Annotated in this window: 28 protein-coding genes and 1 pseudogene; 12 read left to right on the top strand and 17 right to left on the bottom strand. The window is 74.5% G+C overall.

Features of this window, described 5'->3' with window-relative positions:
* The first annotated feature begins 157 nt into the window (after positions 1-157).
* The 3 genes from PUR61_RS44490 (at position 158) to PUR61_RS44480 (ending at position 2,181) form a co-directional block, all read left to right on the top strand.
* Entirely contained in the window at positions 158-424 is a 267-nt protein-coding gene (locus tag PUR61_RS44490) for a UBP-type zinc finger domain-containing protein (protein WP_329885658.1), read from the top strand.
* Positions 425-598: 174 nt separating this feature from the next.
* The gene (locus PUR61_RS44485) at positions 599-871 is read left to right on the top strand and encodes a hypothetical protein (protein WP_329885657.1); all 273 of its coding nucleotides are present in this window, start codon (positions 599-601) and stop codon (positions 869-871) included.
* A gap of 293 nt (positions 872-1,164) precedes the next feature.
* A complete protein-coding gene (locus tag PUR61_RS44480) occupies positions 1,165-2,181 on the top strand; it encodes a sigma-70 family RNA polymerase sigma factor (protein WP_329885656.1) in 1,017 nt (338 codons plus the stop codon).
* Between the two features lie 183 nt (positions 2,182-2,364).
* Here the strand turns inward: PUR61_RS44480 and PUR61_RS45685 are convergent.
* A pseudogene (locus PUR61_RS45685) lies at positions 2,365-2,592 on the bottom strand (hypothetical protein); the annotation flags it as partial.
* 140 nt (positions 2,593-2,732) lie between these two features.
* Here PUR61_RS45685 and PUR61_RS44475 point away from each other — a divergent pair.
* Together PUR61_RS44475 and PUR61_RS44470 are read left to right on the top strand one after the other, a co-directional pair.
* Positions 2,733-3,170, top strand: a complete 438-nt coding sequence (locus tag PUR61_RS44475; protein WP_329885655.1) for an SRPBCC family protein — start codon at positions 2,733-2,735, stop codon at positions 3,168-3,170.
* Between the two features lie 221 nt (positions 3,171-3,391).
* Positions 3,392-3,883 (top strand): NUDIX hydrolase, encoded by a 492-nt coding sequence (locus PUR61_RS44470; protein ID WP_329885654.1) that lies wholly within the window; start codon positions 3,392-3,394, stop codon positions 3,881-3,883.
* Positions 3,884-3,940: 57 nt separating this feature from the next.
* Here the strand turns inward: PUR61_RS44470 and PUR61_RS44465 are convergent, their stop codons facing one another.
* The 3 genes from PUR61_RS44465 to PUR61_RS44455 form a co-directional block, all read right to left on the bottom strand.
* The gene (locus PUR61_RS44465) at positions 3,941-4,690 is read right to left on the bottom strand and encodes a Clp protease N-terminal domain-containing protein (protein ID WP_329885653.1); all 750 of its coding nucleotides are present in this window, start codon (positions 4,688-4,690) and stop codon (positions 3,941-3,943) included.
* A gap of 151 nt (positions 4,691-4,841) precedes the next feature.
* The gene (locus tag PUR61_RS44460; protein WP_329885652.1) at positions 4,842-5,549 is read right to left on the bottom strand and encodes a class I SAM-dependent DNA methyltransferase; all 708 of its coding nucleotides are present in this window, start codon (positions 5,547-5,549) and stop codon (positions 4,842-4,844) included.
* A 107-nt stretch (positions 5,550-5,656) separates the two neighbouring features.
* On the bottom strand, positions 5,657-6,100 hold the full coding sequence (locus PUR61_RS44455) for a GNAT family N-acetyltransferase (RefSeq protein WP_329885753.1): 444 nt from the start codon (positions 6,098-6,100) through the stop codon (positions 5,657-5,659).
* A gap of 54 nt (positions 6,101-6,154) precedes the next feature.
* Here PUR61_RS44455 and PUR61_RS44450 point away from each other — a divergent pair, with 54 nt between their 5' ends.
* Positions 6,155-6,727, top strand: a complete 573-nt coding sequence (locus tag PUR61_RS44450) for a GNAT family N-acetyltransferase (RefSeq protein WP_329885651.1) — start codon at positions 6,155-6,157, stop codon at positions 6,725-6,727.
* Positions 6,728-6,749: 22 nt separating this feature from the next.
* On the opposite strand, the gene PUR61_RS44445 is transcribed toward PUR61_RS44450, so the two are convergent.
* Both PUR61_RS44445 and PUR61_RS44440 read right to left on the bottom strand, forming a co-directional pair.
* On the bottom strand, positions 6,750-7,487 hold the full coding sequence (locus PUR61_RS44445; protein ID WP_329885650.1) for a tyrosine-protein phosphatase: 738 nt from the start codon (positions 7,485-7,487) through the stop codon (positions 6,750-6,752).
* A gap of 242 nt (positions 7,488-7,729) precedes the next feature.
* The gene (locus PUR61_RS44440) at positions 7,730-8,464 is read right to left on the bottom strand and encodes a hypothetical protein (protein WP_329885649.1); all 735 of its coding nucleotides are present in this window, start codon (positions 8,462-8,464) and stop codon (positions 7,730-7,732) included.
* 491 nt (positions 8,465-8,955) lie between these two features.
* Between PUR61_RS44440 and PUR61_RS44435 the strand changes: the two genes are divergently transcribed.
* The 3 genes from PUR61_RS44435 to PUR61_RS44425 all read left to right on the top strand — a co-directional run bounded on the left by PUR61_RS44435 (position 8,956) and on the right by PUR61_RS44425 (position 13,246).
* On the top strand, positions 8,956-9,783 hold the full coding sequence (locus tag PUR61_RS44435; protein WP_329885752.1) for an RNA polymerase sigma factor: 828 nt from the start codon (positions 8,956-8,958) through the stop codon (positions 9,781-9,783).
* Complete coding sequence (locus tag PUR61_RS44430) at positions 9,780-11,141, top strand: hypothetical protein (RefSeq protein ID WP_329885648.1); 1,362 nt, start codon at positions 9,780-9,782, stop codon at positions 11,139-11,141. Before PUR61_RS44435 ends, PUR61_RS44430 begins: the two co-directional genes overlap by 4 nt.
* 557 nt (positions 11,142-11,698) lie before the next feature.
* A complete protein-coding gene (locus tag PUR61_RS44425) occupies positions 11,699-13,246 on the top strand; it encodes a protein kinase domain-containing protein (protein ID WP_329885647.1) in 1,548 nt (515 codons plus the stop codon).
* A 185-nt stretch (positions 13,247-13,431) separates the two neighbouring features.
* Here the strand turns inward: PUR61_RS44425 and PUR61_RS44420 are convergent, their stop codons facing one another.
* Positions 13,432-13,737 (bottom strand): cupin domain-containing protein, encoded by a 306-nt coding sequence (locus PUR61_RS44420; protein ID WP_329885646.1) that lies wholly within the window; start codon positions 13,735-13,737, stop codon positions 13,432-13,434.
* A gap of 104 nt (positions 13,738-13,841) precedes the next feature.
* On the opposite strand from PUR61_RS44420, the gene PUR61_RS44415 reads away from it, so the two are divergent.
* On the top strand, positions 13,842-14,213 hold the full coding sequence (locus PUR61_RS44415; protein ID WP_329885645.1) for a VOC family protein: 372 nt from the start codon (positions 13,842-13,844) through the stop codon (positions 14,211-14,213).
* Between the two features lie 64 nt (positions 14,214-14,277).
* Here the strand turns inward: PUR61_RS44415 and PUR61_RS44410 are convergent, their stop codons facing one another.
* The 8 genes from PUR61_RS44410 to PUR61_RS44375 form a co-directional block, all read right to left on the bottom strand.
* On the bottom strand, positions 14,278-14,802 hold the full coding sequence (locus tag PUR61_RS44410) for a potassium channel family protein (protein WP_329885644.1): 525 nt from the start codon (positions 14,800-14,802) through the stop codon (positions 14,278-14,280).
* Between the two features lie 160 nt (positions 14,803-14,962).
* Complete coding sequence (locus PUR61_RS44405) at positions 14,963-15,703, bottom strand: response regulator transcription factor (RefSeq protein WP_329885643.1); 741 nt, start codon at positions 15,701-15,703, stop codon at positions 14,963-14,965.
* Entirely contained in the window at positions 15,700-16,950 is a 1,251-nt protein-coding gene (locus tag PUR61_RS44400; RefSeq protein ID WP_329885642.1) for a sensor histidine kinase, read from the bottom strand. The genes PUR61_RS44405 and PUR61_RS44400 overlap by 4 nt, the downstream gene beginning before the upstream one ends.
* Positions 16,951-17,017: 67 nt before the next feature.
* Positions 17,018-18,502, bottom strand: coding sequence for a hypothetical protein (locus PUR61_RS44395; RefSeq protein ID WP_329885641.1), 1,485 nt, complete (start codon positions 18,500-18,502; stop codon positions 17,018-17,020).
* Between the two features lie 196 nt (positions 18,503-18,698).
* Complete coding sequence (gene tatA / locus PUR61_RS44390) at positions 18,699-18,968, bottom strand: Sec-independent protein translocase subunit TatA (RefSeq protein WP_443035345.1); 270 nt, start codon at positions 18,966-18,968, stop codon at positions 18,699-18,701.
* Between the two features lie 234 nt (positions 18,969-19,202).
* A complete protein-coding gene (locus tag PUR61_RS44385; protein ID WP_329885639.1) occupies positions 19,203-19,676 on the bottom strand; it encodes a YidH family protein in 474 nt (157 codons plus the stop codon).
* Positions 19,677-19,874: 198 nt separating this feature from the next.
* On the bottom strand, positions 19,875-20,513 hold the full coding sequence (locus PUR61_RS44380) for a class I SAM-dependent methyltransferase (RefSeq protein ID WP_329885638.1): 639 nt from the start codon (positions 20,511-20,513) through the stop codon (positions 19,875-19,877).
* A 164-nt stretch (positions 20,514-20,677) separates the two neighbouring features.
* Positions 20,678-22,201 carry an MFS transporter gene (locus tag PUR61_RS44375; protein ID WP_329885637.1) on the bottom strand — a complete coding sequence of 508 codons (1,524 nt, stop codon included), beginning with the start codon at positions 22,199-22,201 and terminating at the stop codon, positions 20,678-20,680.
* A 135-nt stretch (positions 22,202-22,336) separates the two neighbouring features.
* Between PUR61_RS44375 and PUR61_RS44370 the strand changes: the two genes are divergently transcribed.
* Positions 22,337-22,972, top strand: coding sequence for a TetR/AcrR family transcriptional regulator (locus PUR61_RS44370; RefSeq protein ID WP_329885636.1), 636 nt, complete (start codon positions 22,337-22,339; stop codon positions 22,970-22,972).
* Positions 22,973-22,987: 15 nt separating this feature from the next.
* Here PUR61_RS44370 and PUR61_RS44365 read toward each other — a convergent pair whose 3' ends face one another.
* Positions 22,988-23,305 carry a cupin gene (locus tag PUR61_RS44365; protein WP_329885635.1) on the bottom strand — a complete coding sequence of 106 codons (318 nt, stop codon included), beginning with the start codon at positions 23,303-23,305 and terminating at the stop codon, positions 22,988-22,990.
* Positions 23,306-23,489: 184 nt separating this feature from the next.
* On the opposite strand from PUR61_RS44365, the gene PUR61_RS44360 reads away from it, so the two are divergent.
* Positions 23,490-23,756, top strand: coding sequence for a hypothetical protein (locus PUR61_RS44360; RefSeq protein WP_329885634.1), 267 nt, complete (start codon positions 23,490-23,492; stop codon positions 23,754-23,756).
* An 87-nt stretch (positions 23,757-23,843) separates the two neighbouring features.
* On the opposite strand, the gene PUR61_RS44355 is transcribed toward PUR61_RS44360, so the two are convergent.
* Positions 23,844-25,001 carry an acyl-CoA dehydrogenase family protein gene (locus tag PUR61_RS44355; protein WP_329885633.1) on the bottom strand — a complete coding sequence of 386 codons (1,158 nt, stop codon included), beginning with the start codon at positions 24,999-25,001 and terminating at the stop codon, positions 23,844-23,846.
* Between the last annotated feature and the right edge of the window lie 51 nt (positions 25,002-25,052).

Below are 25,052 nucleotides of genomic sequence, written 5' to 3'. Positions count from 1 at the left end.
GGGTGCCGGGCGTGGTCCGGTGTCGGAGGCGGGGTCGGGTGGGTGGCGGACCGGCCGGCGGTCCGTGTCCGTGTCCGGGGCGGTCCGCGGCGGGGCGGGTGCGGAGTGCAGCGTGTCTCGGGGCGCGGTCCGGGGCGGTCGTCACTACTCTGCGTCCATGAGTGCCTGCGAAGACCTCGCCGCCGCACCCCGGGACATCGCGCCCCTCCCGCCCGCGGACGGCTGCTCCGACTGTCTCGCCGAGGGCCGTCGGGACTGGGTGCATCTGCGGGTCTGCCTGGACTGCGGCCACATCGGCTGCTGCGACTTCTCGCCGCAGCGCCACGCCACCTCGCACTTCCACGACAGTTCCCACCCGGTGATCCGCTCGTACGAGCCGGGTGAGGACTGGCGTTGGTGCTACGTCCACGAGGTGATGGGCTGAGGCGGTGGTGCGGGGTGTGCGGTTCAGGGTCCGCCGCCGGGGGTCGGTGCCGACGGTTCCCCGCCCGGACACCGGAACGGACTCCCAGGTGTAACTCGGCCATAATCGGGACATAACGCCCGTGCGGTCCCTCCGGCCGACACCCGGCCGGCCACCGCCGATGGGAGGCCGACGATGACCAAGCGAACACCGGGCAGCGCCGACAAGCTCCGTAGGGGAACCCAGGAGCTGCTGGAACGCCGGGGCATGGCGACGACCCCGATGACGTCCCCACCGAGCCCGCGCACCGGCGCCGCGGCGGGAGCCGGCGGCGCGTACGGAGGTGACGCGGCCTTCCGGCACGGCGGCCGGGACATCCGGACGGGGTCCGTGCAATCCGCACCCGCGCAGCACGCCGAGCTCAAGGGCCACCGGCACCGTGGGGCCGAGAAGCACTCGGCGCACTGATCGTGCACTGATCGCGCGCTGATCGCGCGCTGATCGCGTTCGGCCGCGCGCGCCGGTCATGGGCCGGCCGGATGCCGACCGCGCGTCGGTTCGTCGGCCGTTCCGTCCTCCACCGGGGCGGGAGCCGCACGACGGCTCCCGCCCCGCCGCCGTCCGTTCGGGGTGGGCGACCGAAGCGTCGGCGAGGCCGGAGCCGTCGACGCCCCGGTCGCGACGGCCGGTGTCGGTGGTCTGCGATACGTTCGTGCCGATCACCGGCAGGGCCGGAAACGGTGTGGGACGGGGGCAGGGCGATGGCCGACCTGATGACGGAGGAGCCGGTCGAGCTCCAGCTGGAGCGGCACCGGACGGAGTTGACCGGATACTGCTACCGCATGCTCGGCTCCGTCTTCGAGGCCGAGGACGCGGTGCAGGAGACCATGGTCCGGGCCTGGCGCGGGTACCGGGGTTTCGAGGGCCGGGCGGCCCTGCGGTCGTGGCTGTACCGGATCGCCACCAACGTCTGCTTCGACGCGCTGAACGGCCGCAACGGCCGGGCCCGTCCGATGGACCTGGCCGGCCCGTCCACCGTGGCCACCGCGACCGATGCCCAGCTGCCCGAGGTCACCTGGATCGGCCCGGCGCCGGACGGCCGGGTGGTGCCCGAGACCGGGGACCCGGCCGAGGTGGCCGCCCAGCGGGAGTCGGTGCGGCTGGCCTTCGTCGCCGTGCTCCAGCGGCTGGCGCCCCGCCAGCGGGCGGTGCTGATCCTGCGCGAGGTGCTCGCCTGGAAGGCCGGCGAGGTCGCCGAACTGCTCGGCGTGACCGTCGCCTCGGTGAACAGCGCGCTCCAGCGGGCGCGCGCCACCCTCGCCGCCGACACCGCCGCCGCCCGCCCGGCGCCCGTGCTGGACGAGGACCACCGCGCGCTGCTCGCCCGGTACGTCAGCGCCTTCGAGGCCTACGACATGGACGGGCTGGCCGCGCTGCTGCACGAGGACGTCACGCTCAACATGCCGCCGTACGCGCTGTGGCTGACCGGGCACACGGACATCCGCGAGTGGATGCTCGGCCCGGGCCACGGCTGCCGGGGCTCCCGGCTGGTGCCGGTGGTGGCCAACGGCAGCCCGGCCTTCGGGCAGTACCGGCCGAGCCCGGAGGGCGGCCACGAGCCGTGGGCACTGATCGTGCTGGACGTTTCAGCGGGTCGGATCGCGGGGCTCACCAACTTCCTCGACACCGACGCGCTCTTCCCGCTGTTCGGCCTGCCGCCCCGGCTGGAGGCCGGTCAGGAGATCGGCCAGGAGATCGGCGGGGAGATCGGGCGGTAGCCACGGCGGCAGATCCGTCAGCTGCCCGGGCTGCGGTTCGGGGATCGGGCCGGGCGGCCGGTCGGGGGCCAGGAACGGGAGCTCGCCGGGCGGGGCCGTGGCGGTCACGGCCTCCGTGGCCTCCGTGGTCCCGGGGGCGTCGGTAGGTGCCTGGGCGGGGAGGACGGCGGCCAGCCCGCTGAACGCGAGCAGTTCCCGCAGAGGGCCGCTCGCGTTCCGCAGGGACAGGCCGACGCCCTGCCGGGCGGCGGCGAGCCGGAGCCGGGCGAGGGCGTCGACGACGGCGAGGTCGGGGTCGGGCAGGGCGCCGAGGTCACAGGTGACCTGGCGCGTGGTGGTCGGTCCGGCCGTGGGTCCGGTGCTGGGTCGGGTGTTCACGTAGGTGAGACCGGTGCTGCGCTCCCGGCTCATCGGCCGGTCGGGAGGATTCCCGAAAATTCTCGAAGAAGTTCGCCGAGGAGCGATGAGTTCCGTGCGGTGGTCCGGTCTACCCCTTCGAGAGCGCGACACCGAGCCGCACCAACGCGGCGGAACACAGCAGAGGAAACGACATGAGCGAGAACCTGGGCGAGCTGACCATCATCCGCGAGCTGCCCGCCACCCCGGCGGACGTCTTCCGGGCGTACGTCGAGCCCGAGCAGTTCGTCCGCTTCTGGGGTCCGGTCGGCACCCACGTGCCGCTGGACACCGTGACCATCGAGCCGAAGGTCGGCGGGCGGTTCGACAGCACGATGGTGATCGAGGAGACGGGCGACCGCTACCCGGTCCGGGGCACGATCACGGCGATCCGGGAGGGCGAGCTGCTGGAGTTCGTCGAGGACGGCATCGGGATGACGGGCAGCCTCACCTTCGTCGACCTGGGCGAGGGCCGCACCAAGGTGGTCATGCAGCAGCGCGACGTCCCGGAGATGTACCTCGGCCCGGAGGCCGAGGCGGGCCTCAACTCCAGCTTCGACCGCCTGGTGGAGCACCTCGCGGGCCGGAGCTGACCCGGCAACGGCGCTCCGGGCCACGGCGGGCCTCGGCGGGCCACCACGGACCGCCGAGGCCCGCTCCCGCGGACCACGCCTGCCGGCCACTCCCGCCGGCCACTCCCGCCGGCCTCGTCTCCGACCGCGTTCGTGAACGCCCGTGACGGTCTGAGGCTGCCCGCGGCGGGGCGGGATGGCAGAGTGGGCGCAGTCGTCCCCTGAGCCGGAGGAGGTCCGCCGTGGCGGCCGAGCCGTTGAAGTCCCGTGAAGAGTGGTTGGCGTCACTGCCCCGGATCTACGCGGCGGCGGGGTGCGTCCTGCGGGACGAGTCCGGACGGATCCTGATCGTCAAGGCCGGGTACCGGGAGTACTGGCAGTTCCCGGGCGGGACGATCGACCTCGGTGAGGGGCCGGTCGAGTGTGCGGCCCGTGAGCTGGAGGAGGAGACCGGGATCGTCCGCCGGGCCGGTGACCTGCTGGCCATCTCCTGGACCCACGCATCGGACGAACTCGACCACCCGGCCCAGCACTTCCTCTTCGACTTCGGCACCGTCCCGGACGGTACCCCCGTGACCGTCCCGGCCGGTGAACTGGACGACCACCGCTGGGCCGACGACGAGGAGGCGCTCGAACTGCTCGGTCCGGCGCGGTCGTTGCGCCTCCGCGCGGCGGTGGAGGCGGCGGCCGACGGGCGGGTGCGGATCATCACCACCCACGTGTCGGGATTCTGAGTCCGCGCACCGGGGGTTCCGGGGCCCCGCCCGTCCCGGGGCCCCGGAACGCTCCGGTCACCCCTGGTCGGTGGCGCTCGACGCGATGAACGCGGCGAGGAGGTCGGTGATGAAGGCCTCGGTCTCCGGCTTCCCGACACCGAGGTCGTTGAGCACGCCGGCGCCGTTCTCCAACTCCAGCAGCGCCAGCAGGATGTGCTCGGTGCCGACGTAGTTGTGACCGAGCTTCAGCGCTTCGCGGAACGTCAGTTCCAGCGCCTTCTTGCCCTGGGCGTCGTACGGGATGAGCGCCGGCACCTCGGCGGCGGCGGCCGGCAGCACCGCCGCCGTCGCGGTCCGGACGGCCTCCGGGGTGATGCCCTGGCCGGCGAGGGCCCGGACGGCCAGGCCGTCCGGTTCGGCGAGCAGGCCGAGCAGCAGGTGTCCGGCACCGATCTCGGCGTTGCCGGCCCGACGGGCCTCCTCCTGGGACGCCATCACGACCTTGCGGGCCCGGTCGGTGAACCGGCCGAATCCCTGGCTCGGGTCGAGGTCGGCGGGGGTGGCCGGGTCCTTGGGGACGAAGCGCTTCTGGGCGGCCTGCTTGCTGACGCCCATGCTGTGGCCGATGTCGGTCCAGGAGGCCCCGGAGCGACGGGCCTGGTCGACGAAGTGGCCGATGAGGTGGTCGGCCAGCTCGTCGAGGTGGTCGGCGGCGATGACCGCGTCGGCGAGCTGGTCGAGCGCGTCGGTGTGGATCTTCTTGATCGCGTCGATCAGGTCGTCGAGACGCAGCGGAGTGGTCTTGGGAACGATCGGATTCTCCATAGCGTCAACCTTAGGTTGTCGCCACAGGATCGTCAACCGATGGTTGACGATCCTGCGAGTTGTGTCCTCCGACCGTCTCCCCGACCTGCCTGCCTACCTGTCCTGCTCGGCCCGTGCGCCCCGGCTGCCCGCCCGCCGGTTCCGTCGGGACTCAGGCCCGCTTCTCCCAGACGTACGCCGCCGAGACCGGGTGGCTGCGGTATTTCTCCCACTTCGGCTTGAGCGCGATCCACGCGTCGTCCACGACCGCCTCCGCCATCTCGACCAGCGTCCAGCCGGCCGCCAGGCCGGCGGTGAGGTGGTCCGACACCAGGTGGACGTGGGTGGTGATGGCGATGTCGGCGCCGCCCTCACCGGTGAAGTGGGTCGGCATGCCGGCCGCCATGATGAAGTACGGGTGTAGGCCCACCAGCACGCAGCGGCCGCCCGGGCGGGCCAGCCGCCAGGCCTCGCGGTAGTACGGGCCGAGGTCGGCGAGGTGCTCGTCGATCAGCGAGGAGACGACCAGGTCGTACCCGCCCTCCGCCAGGCCGGTGGCGGCGACGTCGCCCTCGGTGAGGCTGTCGTGGGCGCCGCGCTCCCGGGCCGCCGCGAGCATCTCGGGGGTGAGGTCCACCCCGTCGAGCACCAGGCCGTCCGTGGCCCGGGCGCGCAGCCAGGCGCCCGTGCGGCCGGTGCCGCAGCCGAGGTCGGCCGCGCGGCCGACCTCCGGCCAGGCCGGAGTGGTGAGGCGGTCGAGTACGGCGAGGTCCATCGCGTCCTCGACGGTCTGCTCGTACGTGGCCACCCACTGGGCGTAGCCGGTCCTGACGTCCACGGTGGGGTAGTTGCGGGTGTCGAAGTCGGAGAAGTGCACCATGTCGGGCAGTATCGTCGGCGGCGCCGGTCGGCCGCGAACGATTATCGGGGCCGGTCGCGGACCCGGTCATGGCTCGGCGACGGGGCGCGAGGGGCGCAACCCGCCGCTCAGAGGGCCAGCTTGAACCCGTCGTGGCTGCGTTCGAAGCCGAGCGAGGCGTAGAACCGGTGCGCCCCGGTGCGGCGCTTGTCGCTGGTCAGCTGGACGAGGGTGCAGCCGCGCGCGCGGGCCCGGGCGACCGCCTCGGTCAACAGCTCGTGTCCGAGGCCCGCACCCCGCCGGTCGGCCCGCACCCGGACGCCCTCGATCAGCGCGCGTTCCGCGCCGCCCCGGCCGAGGCCGGGGATGTAGGTCAGCTGGAGGTAGCCGATCACCGTGCCGTCGCCCTCGTCGAGCACCAGCATCTCGTTGCGGGCGTCGGCGTCCACCTCCGCGAAGGCGCGGGCGTAGGCTTCGTCGACCCGGACCTCGGCAGGGTCGGTCACGCCCTCCTCGTCGACGAGGAGGGCGATGACGGCGGGCAGGTCCTGGCGGGTCGCGGTGCGGAGAATCGCGCCCGGAGTCTGCCGGAGCGGCGTCCGGGAGGGTCTATCGGAGGAGCGGTGATGCGGACGGTCACTCTGGCGGAGGCCGAGGTGCCTCGCGAACTGAAGCTCCAGGTGGCCGAGTTGCAGGACCAGGTCTGGCCCGGGCCGACCGGCCCGTCGGCCGAGCCGGTGCACGACCCGGTGTTGCGTCCGCGGTCGATGCTGCTGCTGGACGGCGACCGGGTGGTGGCCGCGCTCGACGTGCTCTCCACGTCGCTGGACCACGCCGGTCGGACGTACGCGGCGAGCGGGCTGAGTGCGGTGGTCACCGACCGGGCCCTGCGGGGTCGCGGGTACGGGCGGCGGCTGGTGGTCGCGGCCCGCGCGGCGATCGAGGAGAGCGGCGCGGATCTCGGGCTCTTCACCTGCGACCGGGAGCTCCGGACCTTCTACGAGGGGGCGGGCTGGGAGCTGCTCCCGGGTGCGGTGCTGGTCGGCGGGACGGTCGAGCGGCCCTTCCCGAGCGATCGGGAGGGGTTCGACAAGCTGACCATGGCGGCGTTCCTGACCGGGCGTGCCCGGCGGCACCGGGCGGACTTCGCCGGTGCCCGGATCGGCCTCTACCCCGGTGAGATCGACAAGCTCTGGTAGAGCCGGCCGGGATGGCGGGACGTCAGATGGTGATCAGGCGGTCCCGGGCGGCGGCGAGGTCGGACGGGTCGACGCCTGCGGCCAGCAGGTACGGCACGGGGTCGAAGTCGTCGAGAGTGGCGTGCAGGGCGTCCTCGGCGGTGGTGCCGGCTTCGGCGAGCACCGCGTCGATGCGGCGGTACTGGTCCGGGAGGCCGAGCATGCCGTACAGCGGGCGGACGTTGGGCGCGCTCAGCAGGTAGTCGGTGACGATCTCGGCGGGCTCGACGCCGGCCAGGGCGAGCAGCAGCAGGGCGGCCAGGCCGGTCCGGTCGCGGCCGGCGCCGCAGTGCACGACGAGGCCGCCGGGGCGGGCGCCGGCGATCGTGGTGATCAACTCGGCTGCGGCGTGCGGGCAGTGGTCCAGGTAGGGGCGCAGCGCCAGGGGGGTGCCGTCGAGGTGCCCGTACGCCTCCCACCAGGCGGGGCCGGCGAGTTCGTCCAGCGGTACGCGGATCAGCTCGACGCCCTCCGGGAGCGGGAGGAGCGGTTTGTACTCCTCGATGTTGCGCAGGTCGACGACGGTGCGGACGCCGTGGTCGAGGAGGGCGTCCCAGCCCTCGGCGGTGAGCCGGTCCAGGTTGTCGGCCCGGGTGATCGAGCGGCGGGTGGTGCGGGCGCCGGTCGTGGTGCGGAGGCCGCCCAGGTCGCGGACGTTGAGGCAGCCGTCCCAGACCAGGGTGCGGTCCTCGGTGGTGGTCTGCGCGTGTGTCCGGCTCATTGGCTCCCCGTTTCCCGAACGGGGGCTCGTTACCCCCTCGTTATCTATGGACTCTCAGGGGGTCCGGATGGTTCCTCTGATGTTCGGACGATCGTATGCCTGATGGGGCGTCAGATGGGGTGTGATCGACGAGAGTGACGGGCCGGAGTACGGGACGGCGGGGCGGGTCCCCGCGGTCGGACGGAGGCTCCGCGCCGACCGGCAGGCTGCCTTCGGGGCTGTTCACCGGCGCGGGAGTCGGCTCACCGCTCCGGGTGGCGGCCGTCGCCGCCCGTGCCCCGGTCGAGGCCCGGGCCGAAGTGCCAGAGCGGCCGCCCGAGCGTGTCCTGGCAGCGGACGGTGCGGAAGCGCTCGTCCTCCGCCGAGAGGAACCCCCGGGCGACGCCCCGCAGGACGGTCCGGGCGGCCGCGTCTGCCCTCGTCCACGCGCCCGTGAGCACGAGTGCCTTGTCGACCAGCTCGGCGCGCTGGATCCGGGCGACCGCGACCGCCAGCAGGGTCGCGTTGACCTCCTCCAGTTCGGCGGGGGAGAGGTAGGTCTCGCCGACTTCGCCGCCCCGGTCGCGCTCGGCGCGGCGGCGCAGCTCGGGAAGGCCGTAGTGCCGGACGGCGGCCACCGAGTCGTCCAGTGCGACCCGCCAGCGCGGCCCGGGCAGCACCTCCCACCAGACGTCCTCGCCGACCGGCATCAGCTCGCCGATCCGGGCCCGCCAGGCCTCGATGCCGTAGACGGCGCGCGGGTCCGGACGCGGGCCGGGGAAGGCGGCCCCGGCCCAGTCGGCGCGGCCGACCAGGCTCAGGTCGAAGGTGTAGCGGAGCCGGTCCTCGGTCCGCTGCTCGACCAGGCCGAGCAGCGCCCAGTGGGTCTCGTCGGGGAGGCTGAAGGTCCGGAGCCGTCCGGTGAGACCGAGGAGGCGGAGGGCGGGGGCGAGGTGGTCGCGCAGCCCGCGCTCGTAGAGCTCGTGGGCGGTCGTCATGGCGGGTCCTGAACGGTCGTGTCGGGCGGGCGGGTGGTGCCGGTGGGGAGGCGGAAGGGGCCGGGACTCCAGTGGTGGCCGCAGTCGGGGAGGCGGGGCTCGGCGGTCCGGGGAGGGCGGTCCGGGGCGAAGGGGGTGGCGGCGCTGTGGGCGGGTGCGGGCTGCCGGACTCGGGCCGCCCGAAGCGGGCGGCCGGGGCCGGCCGCCGGGTTCGGAGGCCGGATCCGAAGGTCGGGATCCGAGGGCCGGGGAGAGGCCGGCCGAATGGATCGTCCACTGACAACATAGGTAGGGGGACGCTTCGACCGCTGCGGGCCAAGGCCAGCGGGCGGCAGGACCTTCGACCCGAAGGCGGGCTGTCCTTGGTCCGGCGGACCGGCATCCCCGGCCGCGGTCACGGACCGCCCGCCGGACCCGTGCCCGCCCGTCCCCCGGGCCCCGCGTAACGGTCCGACTCCGCCACGGCCGGCTGTTCGCCCGGATGGCGCATGATGTGGCGGGTGCAGAGTGCAGAACGCCCCGGAGCGGGCACCGACAGGCACGTCGGCCGGTCCGTCCCGGTGACGACGTCAGGCCCGCCGCTCGGCCCGCCCGCGCGCGCGGCCACCTCCCCCGTCGATCTGACCGAGGCCGTACGGGCCGCGCAGGACGGGGACGAGGAGGCCTACCGGCTGTTGTTCCGGAGCGTTCAGCCGGGTCTGCTCCGCTACCTGGGCGTGCTGGTCGGTGGTCGGCCCGAGGGCGCCCAGGACGCCGAGGACATCGCCTCCGAGGCCTGGCTGCAGATCGCCCGGGACCTGCGCTCGTTCTCCGGCGACGGGGACGGTTTCCGGGGGTGGGCCGCCACCATCGCGCGCAACCGGGCGCTGGACCACCTGCGGTCCCGGCGCCGCCGGCCGGTCGCGGACCTGCCGTTCGAGTACCTGGCCGAGCTCGCCGCAGGGGACGACACCGCCGGTGCGGCCCTCACCGCGGTCGGCACCTCGGACGCTCTGGCGCTGATCGCCCGCCTGCCGCGGGACCAGGCCGAAGCCGTGATGCTCCGGGTGGTGATGGAACTGGACGCCGAGAGCGCCGCCCGGGTCCTGGGCAAGCGGTCGGGCAGCGTCCGGATGGCCGCGCACCGGGGGCTGCGGCGGCTCGCCAAGCTGTTGGAGCAGCCCTTCGTGCCGGGGCCGGCCGGACCGGGGATCCCCGCCGCCCGGACGGGCGGGGGCGCCGGCAGGGCTGTCCGGGAGGGCGCCGGGACGCCGGTCGAAAAAAGTTCTCCGCAGGGTGTGACAGAACGCCGGGCCGCGACGCTGAAGGACATGAGATGAGCACCAACCGACCCCGTCGGATCGACCGTGACACCGCCGAGCAACTGCTCTCCGGTGCCGTGGGAGGCCCGTCGGCCGGGCAGGGCGCCTCGCTCACCGGACCGGACGGCGGAACCGCGCGCACCGGCCCCAGGCCGCCCGAGGACGGGCGGACGGGGCAGGTCGCCCGCGTGCTCGCCGCTGCGGCGGCTCCGGCGACGCAGGGTGAACTGGCCGGGGAGGCCGCGGCCCTGGCCGCGTTCCGGGAGGCCCGTCTCGCACCTGTTCCGGCAGTGCCCGCCGCACCTGCCGTACCCGCACCCGTCCGGAGACGAACGATGGCGACCGCCGCGCTGACGAGGGCCTTCAGTACGAAGGCCGCTGCCGTCGTGCTCGGCGCCACGGCGCTCGGCGGGGTCGCGGTCGCGGCAGGCACGGGCAACCTGCCGTCGGCGCTGGGCGGCGGCGCGGACGAGCCGCGCCGCAGTCCGGTCGCGCCGACCGGCGCGGGCCCGTCGTCCTCCTCTGCGGTGCGGCCCGGAGCGGCGACCGGTACGCCGTCGCCCGCGCCGCTCACCGCGGGTCCGTCCGCCGGGTCGTCGGCCGGATCCTCCGCAGCCCCCTCCGCCGGGTCGTCCGCAGGTTCGTCCGCGGGGTCGTCCGGCACCTCCTCCGGCGTCCCGTCCGAAGGCCCCACCGCCTTCGGCCCGTCCGCAGGGGTCGGCCGTCCTGCGGTTCCGGGTACGTCGGCCTCGCCGGACGCGGAGGGCCGGGGCCTGCCGGGTCAGGGCGTGTCGGCCGCCCTCTGCAAGCGCTTCACGGACCGGGCGGGCAAGGGCGAGCGGCCGCGTCAGCTGGTCAAGGACCCGCAGTTCGACGCGCTCATCGCGGCGGCGGGCGGGCCGGAGAAGGTGGAGGCCTACTGCGCGGACGTGCTCCGGAAGTCGGAGGACGATCGCCGGGGCAACTCCTCCTCGCGTCCGCAGCCCGGCGGGAACGGATCCGGCAAGGGCTCCGACGACGACCGCGACCGCGACCGCGACCGCGGCGGCCGCTCGGGCGGCTCGGGCGGTTCCGGGGACGGTCGCGGCACCGGTGGCAGTGCCGGCAGCGGTGGTGCCGATGGTGCCGGTGGTGCCGGTGGGGGGAACGACACGGGCAGGGCGGACGCGGGCGCGGTGACCCCGCCCGTGACCGCACCGCTCCCGCCGTCCACGGGCGCACCGGGCGGCCCGTCCACGGCCGCGTCCGCGCCGGCCGACCGGTCCGCCACCGGCCGTCCGACACCCGACCGCGACAGCAGGCCCGACAGTCGACCCGACGACAAGGTCGACACCCGGTCCGACACCCGGTCCGACGACGCCTCGTCCGAGAGGTGACCCAGAACTCCGGGTGGGCGGTGAGCGAATCCCCCCGGGCTCGCCGCCCATCCGGACCGCCCCACCCGGCACCACCCGTTCCACCCGCGTGACCCGTTCCACCGCAGTACCCAGCTCCACCCGAAGACTCCGGGTGGCCGGTCGGCTCCCCCGTGCCCGCCGCCCACCCGGCCCGGCCCCGGCCGGACCGGCGGGCGCACCTCCCGGACGCGCCCCCGGCCCGGCCGGGCCGGACACCCGCCGGCCCGCCCGCCCGCAGTCAGGGCGGGCCGGCACCCCCGCACCGCCGACTGCTCAGCTCCACAGCTCCACAGCTCCGCACCCGGACCCGACCGTGCCCGTCACCTGGTACGACCACGAGCCGGCGGCCGGGGATCCGCTGCCCGGTTCCCCGGCCGTCTTCCCCCCTCCGACGGGCCGCCGGGACCGCCGCCGCCCCGTGCTCCCGGACTTCCCCGGCCGCTGCCGCCGCCCGGGCGCGTCGCCCGCGGGGGCTATCGTGCACAGGTGAACGAGGCGGTCCGGGCCCCGGACAGGGCGCGTGAGGGGAGTTCCAGGTGATCGGACGGGCGCTGAACGGGCGTTACGAACTCGTCGAGATGCTCGGCGTCGGCGGCATGGCCACCGTCTGGCGCGGGCTGGACCACGTGCTGGGCCGCCAGGTGGCGGTCAAGGTCCTCAACGGGGGCCTCGCCGACGACCCGCGGTTCGCCGAGCGGTTCGGCCGCGAGGCGCAGCACGCCGCCATGCTGGTCCACCCGAGGATCGTCATGGTCTTCGACTCGGGGGTCGACCAGGGCTCGCCGTACATCGTGATGGAGCTCGTCCAGGGCTGCTCGCTGGCCGCACTGCTGGCCCAGCGGCCCGGGCTGCCGGTCGAGCAGGCGGTCGGGATCGCGGCCGCGGTCTGCGAGGGCCTGGCCGTCGCGCACGGCGCCGGCCTGGTGCACCGGGACATCAAGCCCGGCAACATCATGATCACGGACGACGGCGGGGTGAAGGTCGTCGACTTCGGGATCGCCCGGGCCGGCTCCTCCCACAACCTCACCCAGGCCGCCTCCGTGCTCGGCACCGCCGCCTACCTCTCGCCCGAGCAGGCCACCGCCAGTCCCCTCGACGGCCGTACCGACCTGTACGCGATCGGCTGCGTCCTGACCGAAATGCTCACCGGTGCCCCGCCGTTCGTCGCCGAGACGCCGGTGGCGATCGCCTACAAGCACGTCGGCGAACTGCCGCTGCCGCCCTCGGCCCGGCGGCCGGGCCTGCCGCCCGCGCTGGACGCCGCCGTGCTGCGGCTGCTCGCCAAGAACCCGGCCGACCGGCCGGCCGACGCGGCCTCCGCGCGCGCCGAACTGCTCTCCTGCATACCGGGGCTGATGGTCCCCGACCCGACCACGGAACTCCTCGCGGCGGTGCCCGTGCCGCAGGCCTACCCGGTCGCGGACCAGCAGCACACCGCGTTCCTGCCGCCGCAGCCCCCGGCGCCCCGGCCGCCTGCCGCGACCTCGGTCATGGCGCCCGTACCGGCCCCGCGGTCGATGCCCGAGCCCGTCCAGGAGGACCGGCGCAAGCCGCTGATCTTCGGTGCCCTCGGCCTGGTGGGGATCGCCGGCGCCGCGATGATCGCGCTCACGGCCTTCGACGACCCGGGAGCCCCGGCCGCGGGTGCCAGACCCGGCGTCAGCGCCAGCGCGACGGCGACCACGCCGACGCCGACCGCGCCCACCCAGACGCCGACCGCGACCCCGACCCCGTCGTCGGCACCCACCAGCACGCCCACCAGTGCCCGCCCCACCACACCGGCGCCGCACAACCCGGCTCCACTGGTCCAGATCAACGCCCTGCGCCAGAGCATCGCCCAGACCCAGGTGGAGAAGGACCGCAGCCGTCAGGTCGACCTGCTCCGGACGCTGGACGACGCCACCGCCCGGCTCAACGAGGGGCAGACCGACAGCGCCGTCCGCGAGTTGAAGGGCGCCCAGAAGACCGTCCGCGACCTCGCCCGGAAGCACTCCATCGACGGTCAGACCTACCAGAACTGGAACTCCCGGCTCTCCTCCCTGATCACCTCCCTCAACGCCACCGCCGACGACGAGGAGGACTAGCCGGCCGGGACCTCGCCCCGAAGTCCCGCAGGAGCCGCCTCGACGCCACGAGGGGGCGCCGGGCCACACGGGCCGACACGGGGTGGTCGGCAGGGCCGGGGTGCGTGGTGATCGTCCGATGACGATTCGGGGAGCGGGCGTCGGCAGGCCGCGACGGGTGGGCGGGGGCGGAGCGCACCCCGCCGTCATGTCGCGGTCGACTCCACGATGACGAGCGTCCCCAGGCTCCCCTCCCTGACCGTGTGGCGTGCGCCGGCCGGCACGACGCACAGCTCGCCCGGTCGCACGGACAGGTCGGCGCCCTCGACGGCCAGTTCCAACCGGCCGTCGAGGACCAGCAGCACCTCGGCGACATCGTGCACCTCCTCCGCCACCCCCGTCCCGTCCATCCGCAGGACCTTGACGCGGGCGGTCCCCACGTCGCCCAGCGCGCGCGAACTCCAGGCGTGCGGCAGTGCGGACGCCGTGCGGAACAGGTCGACCGGGTTCATGGCATGCCTCTCTCCGGTGGAGGCTCTCGCCTCGGGTCGGTGGATGTCTCGACGCTAGCCGGATCCGGGCCCCGATCGGTCGACCGTTTGGCAAAATCACCCGCATGCTGAAGATCGGTTCGGTGGTGCTCGGAGCGGCGGACGTGCGGCGGGCGGCGGCGTTCTGGGGCGAGGCCCTGGGGTACGCGCCGCGGGGCGGCGAGGAGGTCGGGGACCGCTGGGTGGTCCTGGTCGCGCCCGGCGGGGCGGGTGTCCAGGTGGCGCTCGGGCGCAGCGAGTCGGCCGTCCAGGAGCACCCCCGGGTCCACCTCGACCTGTACGCCGACGACGCGGCGGACCAGGCGGCCGAGGTCGAGCGGCTGGTGGGGCTCGGCGCGCAGCGGGTGGACTGGGACCTCTACCCGGAGGACCCGGATTTCGTGGTCCTGGCGGACCCGGACGGCAACAGGTTCTGCGTCATCGACACGAGCCTCTGAGCCCCGGCCGCCGCTGAGCCCCGGGCCGGCGGTGAGCCCCCGGGCCTGGGTGGCCGCGGCGGTGTCAGCCCGGGCCGTGCCGCCGCACGCGCTGTTCGACGCCGCTGCGGATGTGCCTGCTCAACACTCCGGCGGCCGCGGCCAGGAAGACGAAGTTGTAGACGATCTGCATGATCACCACCAGCCGCGGCCCCTGCCCCTCCGCGGTGATGTCCCCGTACCCGACCGTCGCCATGGTGACGATCGTGAAGTAGAGCGCGTCGAGCCGGGTGTTCAGGCCGTCGAACTCGCCGGCATGGGCGGCGAGGACGTAGTAGCTGCCGGCGAAGACGGTCAGCGCGAGGCAGATCAGGAACACCAGCCAGACGCCCGGGTGGTGGCCGGTGCCGCGCAGCATGTCGGCGATCCTGGCGAGCAGGAGGGCGGAGAGCAGGACGAGGGCGGCTGCGAAGACCAACCAGCTGAGCACCGGCCGGTCGTCGCCGAGGGTGCGCAGCGGCAGGGTGAAGTAGCCGATCATCAGCAGGGTGAACGAGCCCAGCAGCAGGCCCCAGGCCCGTCGGTCGACGCGGTCCCCGGGCGGCTGCACGGGCGGCTGCCGTGGGGTCGGTTGCGACGGTGGCTGCGGTGGAGGCTGGTCGGCGGACATCCCCGCCAGCGTGCGGCACGCCGACCGGTGCCCGCCCGCCGGGCTGCTCCGTCCGAGGGGCGGGGGGGCGTGGCGCGAGGGGCGTGGGGCGTGGTCCGGGTCAGCCCGCCAGCCCCTGCCGGATCGCCAGTACCGCCAGCCGGACCCGGTTCGGGCTGCCGGTCTTGGCCATCAGGTTGGAGACGTGCGTCTTCACCGTGGTCACTCCGAGGTGCATCCGCTCGGCGATCTCGATGTTCGACAGCCCGCCCGCGATGTGCCGCAGCACCTCGTGCTCGCGCCCGGTGAACCGGGCCACCGGCTGCCGCCGGCCGTCCTCGCCGGTCCAGTCCGTGGCGGCCCGGGCCACCACCCGGCGCAGCACCTCGGGGCTGTACGGGCTCTCCCCGACCGCCGCCCGCCGCACCGCGTCCAGGACGGCGGCCGGTTCGACGTCCTTGGCGAGGAACCCGCAGGCGCCCGCAGCGAGCGCCGGGTAGAGGCGGTCGTCGTCGTCGAAGGTGGTGAGGACGACGACCCGGGTGGCGGGGAGCAGGCGATGGAGTTCGCGGGTGGCCGTGATGCCGTCGGTGCCGGGCATGTGCAGGTCCATCAGCACGACGTCCGGGCGGAGCCGCAGGGCCAGGTCGACGGCGTGGGCGCCGTCGGCGGCCTCACCGGTCACGGTCAGGTCGGGGGCGGACTCGCAGAGCATCCGGACACCGGCCCGGACGAGCTGCTGGTCGTCGACGATCAGGACGCCGATGGTCGCGGGGCCGCCGACGGCCGTGGGGCCGGGGCGCGCGGGATCGGCGGTCGCGGCGCCGGTGGCCGCGGGGCGGCCGTTCGGGATGCCGGTCATGCGGCTCCTCCGCGGACCCGGGGCGGTGCCGCCGGGGTCGGTACGGGTGACGGTGTCGGTACGGGTGACGGCGCCGATGGAGCCCCGGCTCCCTCCGGGAACGGCCAGGAGGCGGCCAGCCGCCATCCGCCCGGCACCGGTCCGGTCTCGATCGTCCCGCCGACCAGCGCCACCCGCTCGCGCATGCCGAGCAGCCCGTGCCCGCCGTTCATGTCCGTCCGCCCCTTCTCCGCCGTGTCGTCCGGTAGTTCGTTCTCCAGCTCCAGCCGCACCCGGGCGCCCTCCGTGGTGGCCCGCAACCGTACCCGGGTGGCGGTCCCGGCGTGTTTGGCGACGTTGGCCAGGCCCTCCTGCACCAGCCGCAGCACCGTCAGGCCGCCGAGCGCGTCCAGCTCCGCGAGCCGCCCGCCGATGTCCGCGTCGATCCGCAGGCCGGCCTGCCGGGATCGTTCGACCACGCCGTGCACGGTGGCCGGCAGGTTGGCGGTGTCGGCGAGCAGGGGGGCCAGCTGCCCGGCGTCGGGCTCGCGCAACGCGGTGAGCAGCCGCCGCAGGTCGGTCAGCGCGGTGGTGGCGGAGGCGTGCACGTCGTCCAGGACGGCGGTCATCCGGGGGTCGGCGGACGGCAGGACGTGCCGGGCGATCCCGACCCGCAGCACCGTCGAGGCCAGGTGGTGGGCCACCATGTCGTGCAACTCGCGGGCGATGGCGGCGCGTTCGCCCATCCGGGCGCCCCATTCGGCGAGGTCCCGGTTTCGTTCGGCCTCGCGGGCCCGCGCCTGGGCCGCCCGGGTGGCCTGCTGGGCCGAGCGGATGTAGCCGGCCAGCAGGACCGGCACGCCGCCGACCACCGCCGCCCGGTAGCACGCGCCCACCACGCCGCCGGGCAGCCCCGTACAGGCGTGCGCCAGCTGCACGGCGAGGAGGACGCCGACCGCCCACCCGACCCGGGGGCCCCACTGGCGGACGGCCAGCTCGAAGAACGCCGCCGCAGCGCCGACCTTGACCTCGATCTGGACGGGGTGCGCCACCAGCGGCGCCATCAGCGCGCACTGACCGAGCGCCACGGCGAACGGCCACCGCCCACCGACCGTGGCCAGCACCAGCGCGCCCACGCCCACCGCCCGGTCGACGGCGTCCAGCAGACCCGGGCCGCCCGCCCCGCCCGCCAGCAGCAGATAGCCGAGCCCGGACACCACGAGCGCGGGCCGCAGCAGCCGGAGTCCGATCCCTCGCGTTCCCCACACGGTGTCGAGCGTAGGACGGTGGGCGGCCGGGGTGATCGTCCCTCAGGCCGATCCCGGGCCTCCTCCTTCAGGCCGGGTGTCCCGCGCCGCCGCCCGGTTCGTCCAGGAACTCCAGGACCGCGAGCACCGCCAGTAGCGCGAGCGCCAGACAGAGGGTCACCAGGGCGGTCGGGTAGCTCCAGAACAGGAACGCCAGCGCCGCACCGGCCACCGCCACCCAGCCGAGCCACGTCTTCCACCGGTGCACGAACCGGCCGACCGGCCCGAACCGAAGCCCGGCCCGCTCCGCGCTGTGCCGGACGGCGGCCAGCCCGGACGCCCACATGCCCCGCACCGTCCTGGCCCAGCGCCCGGGGCCGCTGAGCCAGGCACCCAGGGCGACCAGCAGACCGAGCGCGATCACCACCCGGACGGCCGACCGCAGGTACCGCACCAGCGCGTCGTAGACCGCCGAGGCCGCCGCCTGGTCGACACCGGCCGGCAGTTTGTCGAGGTAGACGGCCCGGAAGACGGAGAGCCCGATGCCCAGGACCAGTGCGCCGCCGGCGATGCCCAGGGCGACGGTGACGGCGGCCCTGCGCCGTCGGACGGCCAGCAGGACACCGGCGACCGCACAGGCCACCGTCAGCACCGGCAGCCAGAAACCGGCCAGGTCCAGCAGCCGGAAGGCGGTCCGGACCTTGGGGATGGCGTCCGACTGGACCAGGGTGTACTCGGTGTGCACCTCGGGGATCTTCGAGGCGACCGACAGACCGCTGTCGATCAGTCGGGTCTTCGCCCGGTCGATCAGCGGCGCGAGGTCCAGCACCACGGTGTCGTCCTTGATCGCGACGGCCCCGCCGCCGTGCCCGGTCAGCATCTTCTCGACGGCCGCGTGCGCGTTGCGGTTGATCTCCGTCCAGACGGTGGCGAAGGCGTCGCTCCCGACCAGCTGCTCGACGCGGTCGTGCACGAATCCGGTGAGTCCGCTGGTGAGCGCCTGGCTGACGGGGCCGAGCAGTGCGCTCAGACGGGGCCGGTCGTCGGGCGCGACCGACTCCAGCAGCGACTCGACCGGGATGTGCTTCATGATCTCGGTGGTCACCCGGTCGGTGACGGCCGCCTGGATCGCCGGGTCCCGGGCGAGCGGCGCCATCGTGGCGACGTACCGGTCGGTGTCGGTGATCTGGGACTTGGTCCAGGCGGCGGCCACGCTCAGCGGCGTCAGCACGCAGGCCAGCAGGACGAGGAGGACGGCGAAGGAGGACCGGACGCGGTGGTGCCGCTGGGTGGCCTGCGCCTTCAGCCGGGCCGTCAGCCGGGCGTCGTGGTCCTCGACGGCGCTGAGGCGGGCGCGCAGCTCGGCGAGCTCGTCGGAGTGCCGGTCACCGGGCGGACGGTCACCGGGCGGCCGGACGCCCGGGGACGGGTCGCCGCGGGGCCGGTCGTCCGGTTGCCGGTCTCCCGGGGGAGGGGCGTCGGGCTGTCGATCGCCGGGGGGTGGGGCGGGCCGGCCGGCGGGCTGCTGGTCGGGCTGATCGCCGGGGCGGTCGGCCGGCTCGTTCGTCGGCATCCCTCAACTCCGTTCCTCCGGTGGTGCATTTCAGGAGATAACGGATCAAGAGGGTCGGCCAGCCGGGTCGGCCACTCGGGCCAGACGGCCCCGGGCCCGGTGGTGGGCCCGGTGGTGGGGCCCGGACACGACGAAGCCCCCGCCGTGATGGCGGGGGCTTCGTCGACGCTCGGACGGCCCGGGTGCGGGGCCGGTCTCAGGCGGTGGTCGTGGACCGGGGCTGCTCGGTGGCCTTGGTCACGTGGGTCGGCGTGACGGCGGGCTGCGCCGGCTGGGCCGCGGGCTGGGCCGGTGCGGCAGTGCTCTGCGCGGTGCCCGGGGCGGCGTCGGCGGCGGGGGCGGCGGGGGTGTCGTCCTCGCGCATCGCCTTCGTCTCCGCCTTGAGGATTCGCATCGACTTGCCGAGGCCGCGGGCCATCTCCGGCAGCTTCTTCGATCCGAACAGCAGGATTACGACAGCCAGCACCACGAGTACGTGCCAGGGCTCAAGACCGTTCCGCAGCATCCCTGGCCACCGGTCCCTTCTTGTCTAGAGGCGTCCGTCACAGTTGGGCAAAAGCGCCCGACCTGGCCAGTATGCCTGGCCGTACCGGCGAACGTATACACCGGCCGGGAAACGCTGGTCAAAAACCAGATGTTGCGGGAACGGCCCAGGGACAGTGGTCGGGGCGGGCCGGCGTGCCCGGACACGCCGGTCCGGTCAGTCCGCGTAGCCGATGATCAACGCGCAGAACACCGCCGCCACCAGGGTCACCCCGACCGAGAGGATGAGCAGCGTCGGAGTCCTCGGCAGCGGGGAGCCGGTCCGTATCGCCGCCTCGACCTTCACCCACCGCCGGTACGCGGCGGCGCCGAGTGCCGCCCCGCCGAGCGCGCAGATCACGGCCAGCGTGATCCGCAGCGGTGCGGGTGCGACGTCGGGGGTGAGCTGGTCCACGGCGATGCCGCCGGCCAGCAGGCCGAGCGCGGTGCGGATCCAGGCGAGGAAGGTCCGCTCGTTGGCCAGGGTGAACCGGTAGTCGGGCGCCTGGCCGCCCGCCACTCCGGTGGGGGTCGGCCCGTCGTCCAGATCGTCCCCCGGCCCGTCGGCCGCCCCGTCGTCCAGGTCGTCGGCGGACCTTCCGTCCGCCGGACGGTGCGGTGGACGGACCGGCGGCTCCTCCGGCTGCGGCATCGGGCCTCCGTTCCGCGCCGCACGTTGGCCGGTTCCGGACCGTGGCCCGGACCGTGCGCGGCCGTGGCGGGCGCTCCCCGCCGACCCTAGGACGGGCGCTGCCCCGCCGCAGCTCGGGCGGCGGTCGACACCGGCGGCGGCCGAAGCCGGCGACGGCCGGCCCGGGCGGCCGGTCCGGTCAACCGTGATCGGCCCCGGTCAGTCGCGGCGGGCTAGCAGGTAGCCCCGGCGGGTCTCCGCCTCCAGCGGGTAGGGGCCGCGTTCCAGCCGGGCCGTCACCGTGAACCCGGCCTCGGCCAGCAGCCCGGCGACGGTCTCCGGATCCAGGAAGTGGAAGTCGACGTCGACCGGGTGCCCCCACCACTCGTCCAGCCGTCGCACCTCGCTGCCGAGGTGGAACGCGACCAGCAGCACGCCGGACGGCCGCAGCACCCGCCGCATCTCCCGGAAGGCGGGCCGCAGCTCGGCCGCCTCCAGGTGGATCACGGAGTAGAGCGCCACCCCGGCGGCGAACTCGCCGTCGGCCGCCGGAAGTCGCAGCAGGTCCCCGACCCGGAAATCCGCCCCGGGGTGGTCCCGCCGTGCGACCGCCACCATGGCCGGCGAGAGGTCCACCCCCACCGCCGTCACGCCGTGTTCCGCCAGCCACCCGGTGACGTGTCCGGGGCCGCAGCCCAGATCCGCGACCGCGCCGCCCGCGGCCTCCTCGACCACCGCTCCCAGCAGCGCCCGGTCCATCACCTTGTACGCGAGCTCGCCCCCGATCCGCTCCCGGTACTCCTCCGCGACGGCGTCGTAACTCGCCCGTACCCGACCGTGGTTCACCTCGTCCGACATGGCGGCAGCCTGGCACATCCGTTCGGCCGGGTGCACCCGGACGGCCTCCGGCTCCGGCTCCGGGGCGGGCGCGGAGACGGCGAGAGCCCCCGTCCCGGGTGACCGGGCGGGGGCTCCTGATGACGCGCGTGCGGGTGGATCGGTGCCGGTCGGTGCCGGCGGTGTCAGACGGCGGGACGGGCCGGAAGGTGACGCATCAGGCGGTAGGCGAGGAAGGAGGCGGCGACCGCGAAGAGCAGGCCGACCACGGCGGCGACGTGCAGGCCGTCGGTGAAGGCGACGCGGGCGGTGTCGAGGAGGTCGGTGCCGAGCCGGCCGGGGAGGCGGGCGGCCACGGTGACCGCACCGCCGAGGGTGTCCCGAGCGGCGTCGGCGGCGGCGCCGTCCAGACCGTCGGGGAGGGTGCCCTCCAGGCGGGAGCGGTAGACCGCGGCCCCGGCCGCGCCGAGCAGCGCGATGCCGAGGGAGCTGCCGAGTTCGACGGCGGTCTCGGAGGTGGCGGAGGCGGCACCGGCCTGGTCGACGGGGGCGGCCGTGACCACCATCTCGGCGGTGAGGGTCATGGTGCCGACGGTCCCGGCGGCCAGTACGCCCGCCGCGGTGAGGACGAGGGCGAGCGGGGAGTCCGCGCCGACCTGCGTCATCATCCCGAAGCCGGCCGCGCCGATCAGGAAGCCGCCGGCCATCAGGACCGCCGGGCGGACCTTGCCTGCCAGCGCCGAGCTCACGCCGACGGCCGCGCCGACGCCCACGCTGGGGACGAGCGACCAGAGCGAGGCGGTCAGCGGGCTCATGCCCTTGACCAGCTGCAGGTACTGGGAGGTGAAGAGCGTGAAGCCCATCATCGCGAACATCGCGACGGTGTTGACGCCGATCGCCCCGCTGAAGGCGCGGATCCGGAAGAGGCTCAGGTCGAGCAGCGGGTTGGCGGCGGTGCGCTGGCGCCGGTAGAAGGCGCCGGCGAGGAGCAGACCGGCGGGGACGGCGAGGACGGGGAGCGGGCTCCAGCCGTCCACCGCGATCGTCTTGACCCCGTAGACCAGCGGCAGCACGGCCGCGAGCGAGAGCGCCGCACCGGACAGGTCGAAGCGGCCGCGCCGGGGGGAGCGGTACTCGGGCAGCAGGGCGGGCGCGGCCAGCAGGACCAGGGCCATGACCGGGACGGCGAGCAGGAAGGCGGAGCCCCACCAGAAGTGGTCCAGCAGCAGGCCGCCGGCGACCGGGCCGAGGGTGGCGCCGGTGGTGAGGATGCCGCCCCAGGCGCCGAGGGCGATCTGGCGCTGCTTGGGGTCGTGGAACATGTTCCGGATCAGCGCGAGGGTCGACGGCATCACGGTGGCCCCGGCCACGCCGAGCAGGGCGCGGGCGGCGATCAACTGGCCGGCGCCGTCCGCGTGGGCGGCGAGCAGTGAGGCGCCGATGAAACCGGCGGCGCCGATCATCAGCAGCCGGCGGCGGCCGATCCGGTCTCCCAGCGCGCCCATCGTGAGGAGCAGCCCGGCGAGCAGGAACGAGTACATGTCCATGATCCACAGCTGTTCGGTGCCGCTCGGCGCCAGCGTGGTGGAGATGTAGGGGACGGCGAAGAAGAGCACGCCCATGTCCATGGTCAGGACGAGGGTCGGGAGCAGGAGGACGGTGAGCCCGATCCATTCGCGGCGGCCTGCGCGGCCGGTGGTTGCGGTCATGGGGAGGACAGTACGGACGTGTCAGACGCTTGTCTAGTACGTTCGTCTCAATCGATTGTGCAAGACATTCGAGTCAGACGATCGAGCCAGACATTCGTGCAAGACATCCGTCCAGGAGGGACGTAGCATCGGGGCATGGGAAATCGCGAGGACCTGATGGCCGGCGCCAAGCGCTGCCTGTACGAGAAGGGCTACGGGCGCACCACCGCCCGGGACATCGCCGCCGCGGGCGGCGTCAGCCTGGCGGCCATCGGCTACCACTTCGGCTCCAAGGAGGCGCTGCTCAACGCGGCGCTGATCGAGGCGACGGGCGAGTGGGGTGCCCGGCTGGCCGCCGTGGTGGAACGGGCCAACAGCGCGTCGGACGACCCGGAGGAGCGGTTCGTCGCCGTCTGGGACGGGGTGAGGGAGACCGTCGCCGAGCACCGCGGCCTCTGGGCCGCGCAGTTCGAGGCGATGGTGCAGGTGGAGCGGGTGCCGGAGCTGCGGGACGCGCTCGCCGATGCGCAGCGGCGCGGGCGGCTCGGACTGTCCGCGCTGTTCCAGGGGCTGACCGAGGTGCCGGACACCGAGGAGGAGATGGCCCGCGGCGTGTTCTACCAGGCCCTGCTGGTGGGCATGGCCGGGCAGTGGCTGGCCGCCCCGGAACTCGCCCCCGGCGGCCGGGACTTCCTGCGCGGACTGGAGCTGGTCGGCGGTTCGGTCCTCAAGGGCGGGGCAGGCCCGGGCCGGCCCGGCCCCGCCGCGGCCCCGGGCGGACCTGCCGACTGACCGTCCTGCCGGTGGTCAGACGGTGACGGCCGTCAGCAGTACCACCGAGTCGATGTGGGCCAGCAGACCGTGCCGCTCCTGCGGCACGGGGTGCAGCTGGCCCGCCGAGAGTTCCACCCGCCGTCCGCTGATGGTCAGCGAGACGCGGCCGCGGAGGACCTGGAGGCTGGCGGCGGTCGGCGCGTTGTGCTCGTCCAGTGCGGTGCCGGCGGTCAGCGCGATCACGGTCTGCCGCAGGACGCCGTCGTGCAGCACGAGGTGGGCACTGCGCCCGTGCGGGCTCTCGGCGGCGAGCGCCGCGTGCTCCGCGACGAGCTGTTCGAGATCGATCATCACGCGTCCTCCTGCGGCGGGCGTGCCGGGGTCCGGCGGGCGTGCCGGGGGACCGGGCAGTGCCCGTCCCCTCCGGCCCAGCGTCGCGGACGCGCCGGGCGCCCGCACCCGGAGAGCCGCCGGGCCGTCACCGTACGGGACCACTCGGGGTGCGGAGGCCGTCGGCTGCACCCATGGTGGAGGCATGGTGACCAACGAGCGTTTTCTCAGCGGATTCCAGGTCAACCGCTCGCTGCTGGCCGGCGGCGCGGTGCTCACGGGCATCGGCGCGCTGCTCGGGGCGGCCGGAGCGGTGATGGTGTGTGCGGCGCTGGCCACGGCCGGCCGTACCTGGGTGCGGGGTCTGGAGACCCCGCCGACCGCGCTGGCCCAACGGGCGCTGCGCGAGGCCAAGGTGGCCTCGGCGGCCGGCTGGGAGGCGTGGCGCACCGAGCACCATTCGCCCAACTGAGCCGGGCAGGCCGGGTGGATCGCAGCCCGGGCAGGCCGGGCGGACAGGGTGTCCGGCCTGCGCCCGGTTCCGTCGGGCCCGGCCCGGCTACAGCCCGAGTGACTTGGCGACGATGCTGCGCATGACCTCGCTGGTCCCGCCGTAGATCCGGAAGACCCGGTTGTCCGTGTAGAGCCGGGCGATCGGGTATTCCAGGATGTACCCGTAACCGCCGTGCAACTGAAGGCACTTGTCGATCACGACGGACGCCGACTCGGTGCAGAACAGCTTGGCCGCCGCCGCGTCCGCGACGGTCAGCTCGCCGTCCTGGTACAGCTCCAGCGCGCGGTCGACCATCGACTGCTGCGCCACCACCTGGGCCTCGCAATCGGCCAGCGTGAACTTGGTGTTCTGGAACTCGGCGACCGCCTTGCCGAACACCTTGCGGTCCTTGACGTACTGCACCGCGAACCGCACCGCCGCCGCGGCGGCCGCGTACGCGCCGACCGCGATCGCCAGCCGCTCCTGGACCAGGTTGTGGGTCAGGTACGCGAACGCCCGGCCCTCCTCGCCGAGCAGGTTCTCCACCGGCACCTTGACGTCGCTGAACGCCAACTCGGCGGTGTCCGAGGTGCGCAGGCCGATCTTCTCCAGCTTGCGGCCGACGCTGTAGCCGGGGGCGTCGGTGTCCACGCAGAGGATGGAGAGGCCGGCCCGGCGGTTCTCCGGGTCGTACGGCGCGGTGCGGCACACCACCAGGACGAGGTCGGCGAGGACGCCGCCGGTGATGAAGGTCTTGGCGCCGTTGAGGACGTAGTGGGTGCCGTCCTCGGAGAGCCGGGCGGTGGTGGCGATCCCGGCGAGGTCGGAGCCGGCTCCCGGTTCGGTCATGGCGATGGCGGTCATGATGTCGCCGGAGACGAAGCCGGGCAGCCATCGGCCCTTCTGCTCCTCGGTCGCGTACTCCAGCAGGTAGGGGAGGACGAGGCCGGTGTGCACGCCGGAGGAGCCGAAGCTCACGCCCGCCCGGGCGGTCTCCTCGGCGACCACCGCCTGGAACTTGAACCCGCTCTCGCCGGCGCCGCCGTACTCCTCGGGCACCTCGATGCCGTAGACGCCGAGTTCGCCGAGCTTGCGGTAGAAGTCGCGCGGCGGGTGGCCCGCGGCCTCCCAGCTCTCGTAGACGGGGACGACCTCGTTGGCGATGAAGTCCCGGATGGTCTCCCGGAAGGCCTCGTGGTCCTCGGTGAACACGGTGCGGCGCACGACGGCGCTCCCTTCGGTGGGCCGGATGCTGCGGAGCCGGGCGCCGATGGG

This window comes from Streptomyces sp. BE20 (genome assembly GCF_036322525.1).
GTDB lineage: Bacteria > Actinomycetota > Actinomycetes > Streptomycetales > Streptomycetaceae > Kitasatospora.
Note: the sequence above shows the minus strand (reverse complement) of the source record. Positions and strands in the feature narration are given on the sequence as shown.

Coding starts and splice junctions, on each gene's coding strand:
- PUR61_RS44440 (WP_329885649.1), bottom strand. CDS start 8,464: ATGACGACCGCCCACGAGCTCTACGAGCGCGGGCTGCGCGACCACCTC.
- PUR61_RS44450 (WP_329885651.1), top strand. CDS start 6,155: ATGCGGACGGTCACTCTGGCGGAGGCCGAGGTGCCTCGCGAACTGAAG.
- PUR61_RS44430 (WP_329885648.1), top strand. CDS start 9,780: ATGAGCACCAACCGACCCCGTCGGATCGACCGTGACACCGCCGAGCAA.
- PUR61_RS44445 (WP_329885650.1), bottom strand. CDS start 7,487: ATGAGCCGGACACACGCGCAGACCACCACCGAGGACCGCACCCTGGTC.
- PUR61_RS44405 (WP_329885643.1), bottom strand. CDS start 15,703: ATGACCGGCATCCCGAACGGCCGCCCCGCGGCCACCGGCGCCGCGACC.
- PUR61_RS44360 (WP_329885634.1), top strand. CDS start 23,490: ATGGTGACCAACGAGCGTTTTCTCAGCGGATTCCAGGTCAACCGCTCG.
- PUR61_RS44465 (WP_329885653.1), bottom strand. CDS start 4,690: ATGGAGAATCCGATCGTTCCCAAGACCACTCCGCTGCGTCTCGACGAC.
- PUR61_RS44420 (WP_329885646.1), bottom strand. CDS start 13,737: ATGAACCCGGTCGACCTGTTCCGCACGGCGTCCGCACTGCCGCACGCC.
- PUR61_RS44490 (WP_329885658.1), top strand. CDS start 158: ATGAGTGCCTGCGAAGACCTCGCCGCCGCACCCCGGGACATCGCGCCC.
- PUR61_RS44370 (WP_329885636.1), top strand. CDS start 22,337: ATGGGAAATCGCGAGGACCTGATGGCCGGCGCCAAGCGCTGCCTGTAC.
- PUR61_RS44365 (WP_329885635.1), bottom strand. CDS start 23,305: ATGATCGATCTCGAACAGCTCGTCGCGGAGCACGCGGCGCTCGCCGCC.
- PUR61_RS44385 (WP_329885639.1), bottom strand. CDS start 19,676: ATGCCGCAGCCGGAGGAGCCGCCGGTCCGTCCACCGCACCGTCCGGCG.
- PUR61_RS44475 (WP_329885655.1), top strand. CDS start 2,733: ATGAGCGAGAACCTGGGCGAGCTGACCATCATCCGCGAGCTGCCCGCC.
- PUR61_RS44460 (WP_329885652.1), bottom strand. CDS start 5,549: ATGGTGCACTTCTCCGACTTCGACACCCGCAACTACCCCACCGTGGAC.
- PUR61_RS44480 (WP_329885656.1), top strand. CDS start 1,165: ATGGCCGACCTGATGACGGAGGAGCCGGTCGAGCTCCAGCTGGAGCGG.
- PUR61_RS44375 (WP_329885637.1), bottom strand. CDS start 22,201: ATGACCGCAACCACCGGCCGCGCAGGCCGCCGCGAATGGATCGGGCTC.
- PUR61_RS44415 (WP_329885645.1), top strand. CDS start 13,842: ATGCTGAAGATCGGTTCGGTGGTGCTCGGAGCGGCGGACGTGCGGCGG.
- PUR61_RS44380 (WP_329885638.1), bottom strand. CDS start 20,513: ATGTCGGACGAGGTGAACCACGGTCGGGTACGGGCGAGTTACGACGCC.
- PUR61_RS44485 (WP_329885657.1), top strand. CDS start 599: ATGACCAAGCGAACACCGGGCAGCGCCGACAAGCTCCGTAGGGGAACC.
- PUR61_RS44435 (WP_329885752.1), top strand. CDS start 8,956: ATGTGGCGGGTGCAGAGTGCAGAACGCCCCGGAGCGGGCACCGACAGG.
- PUR61_RS44395 (WP_329885641.1), bottom strand. CDS start 18,502: ATGCCGACGAACGAGCCGGCCGACCGCCCCGGCGATCAGCCCGACCAG.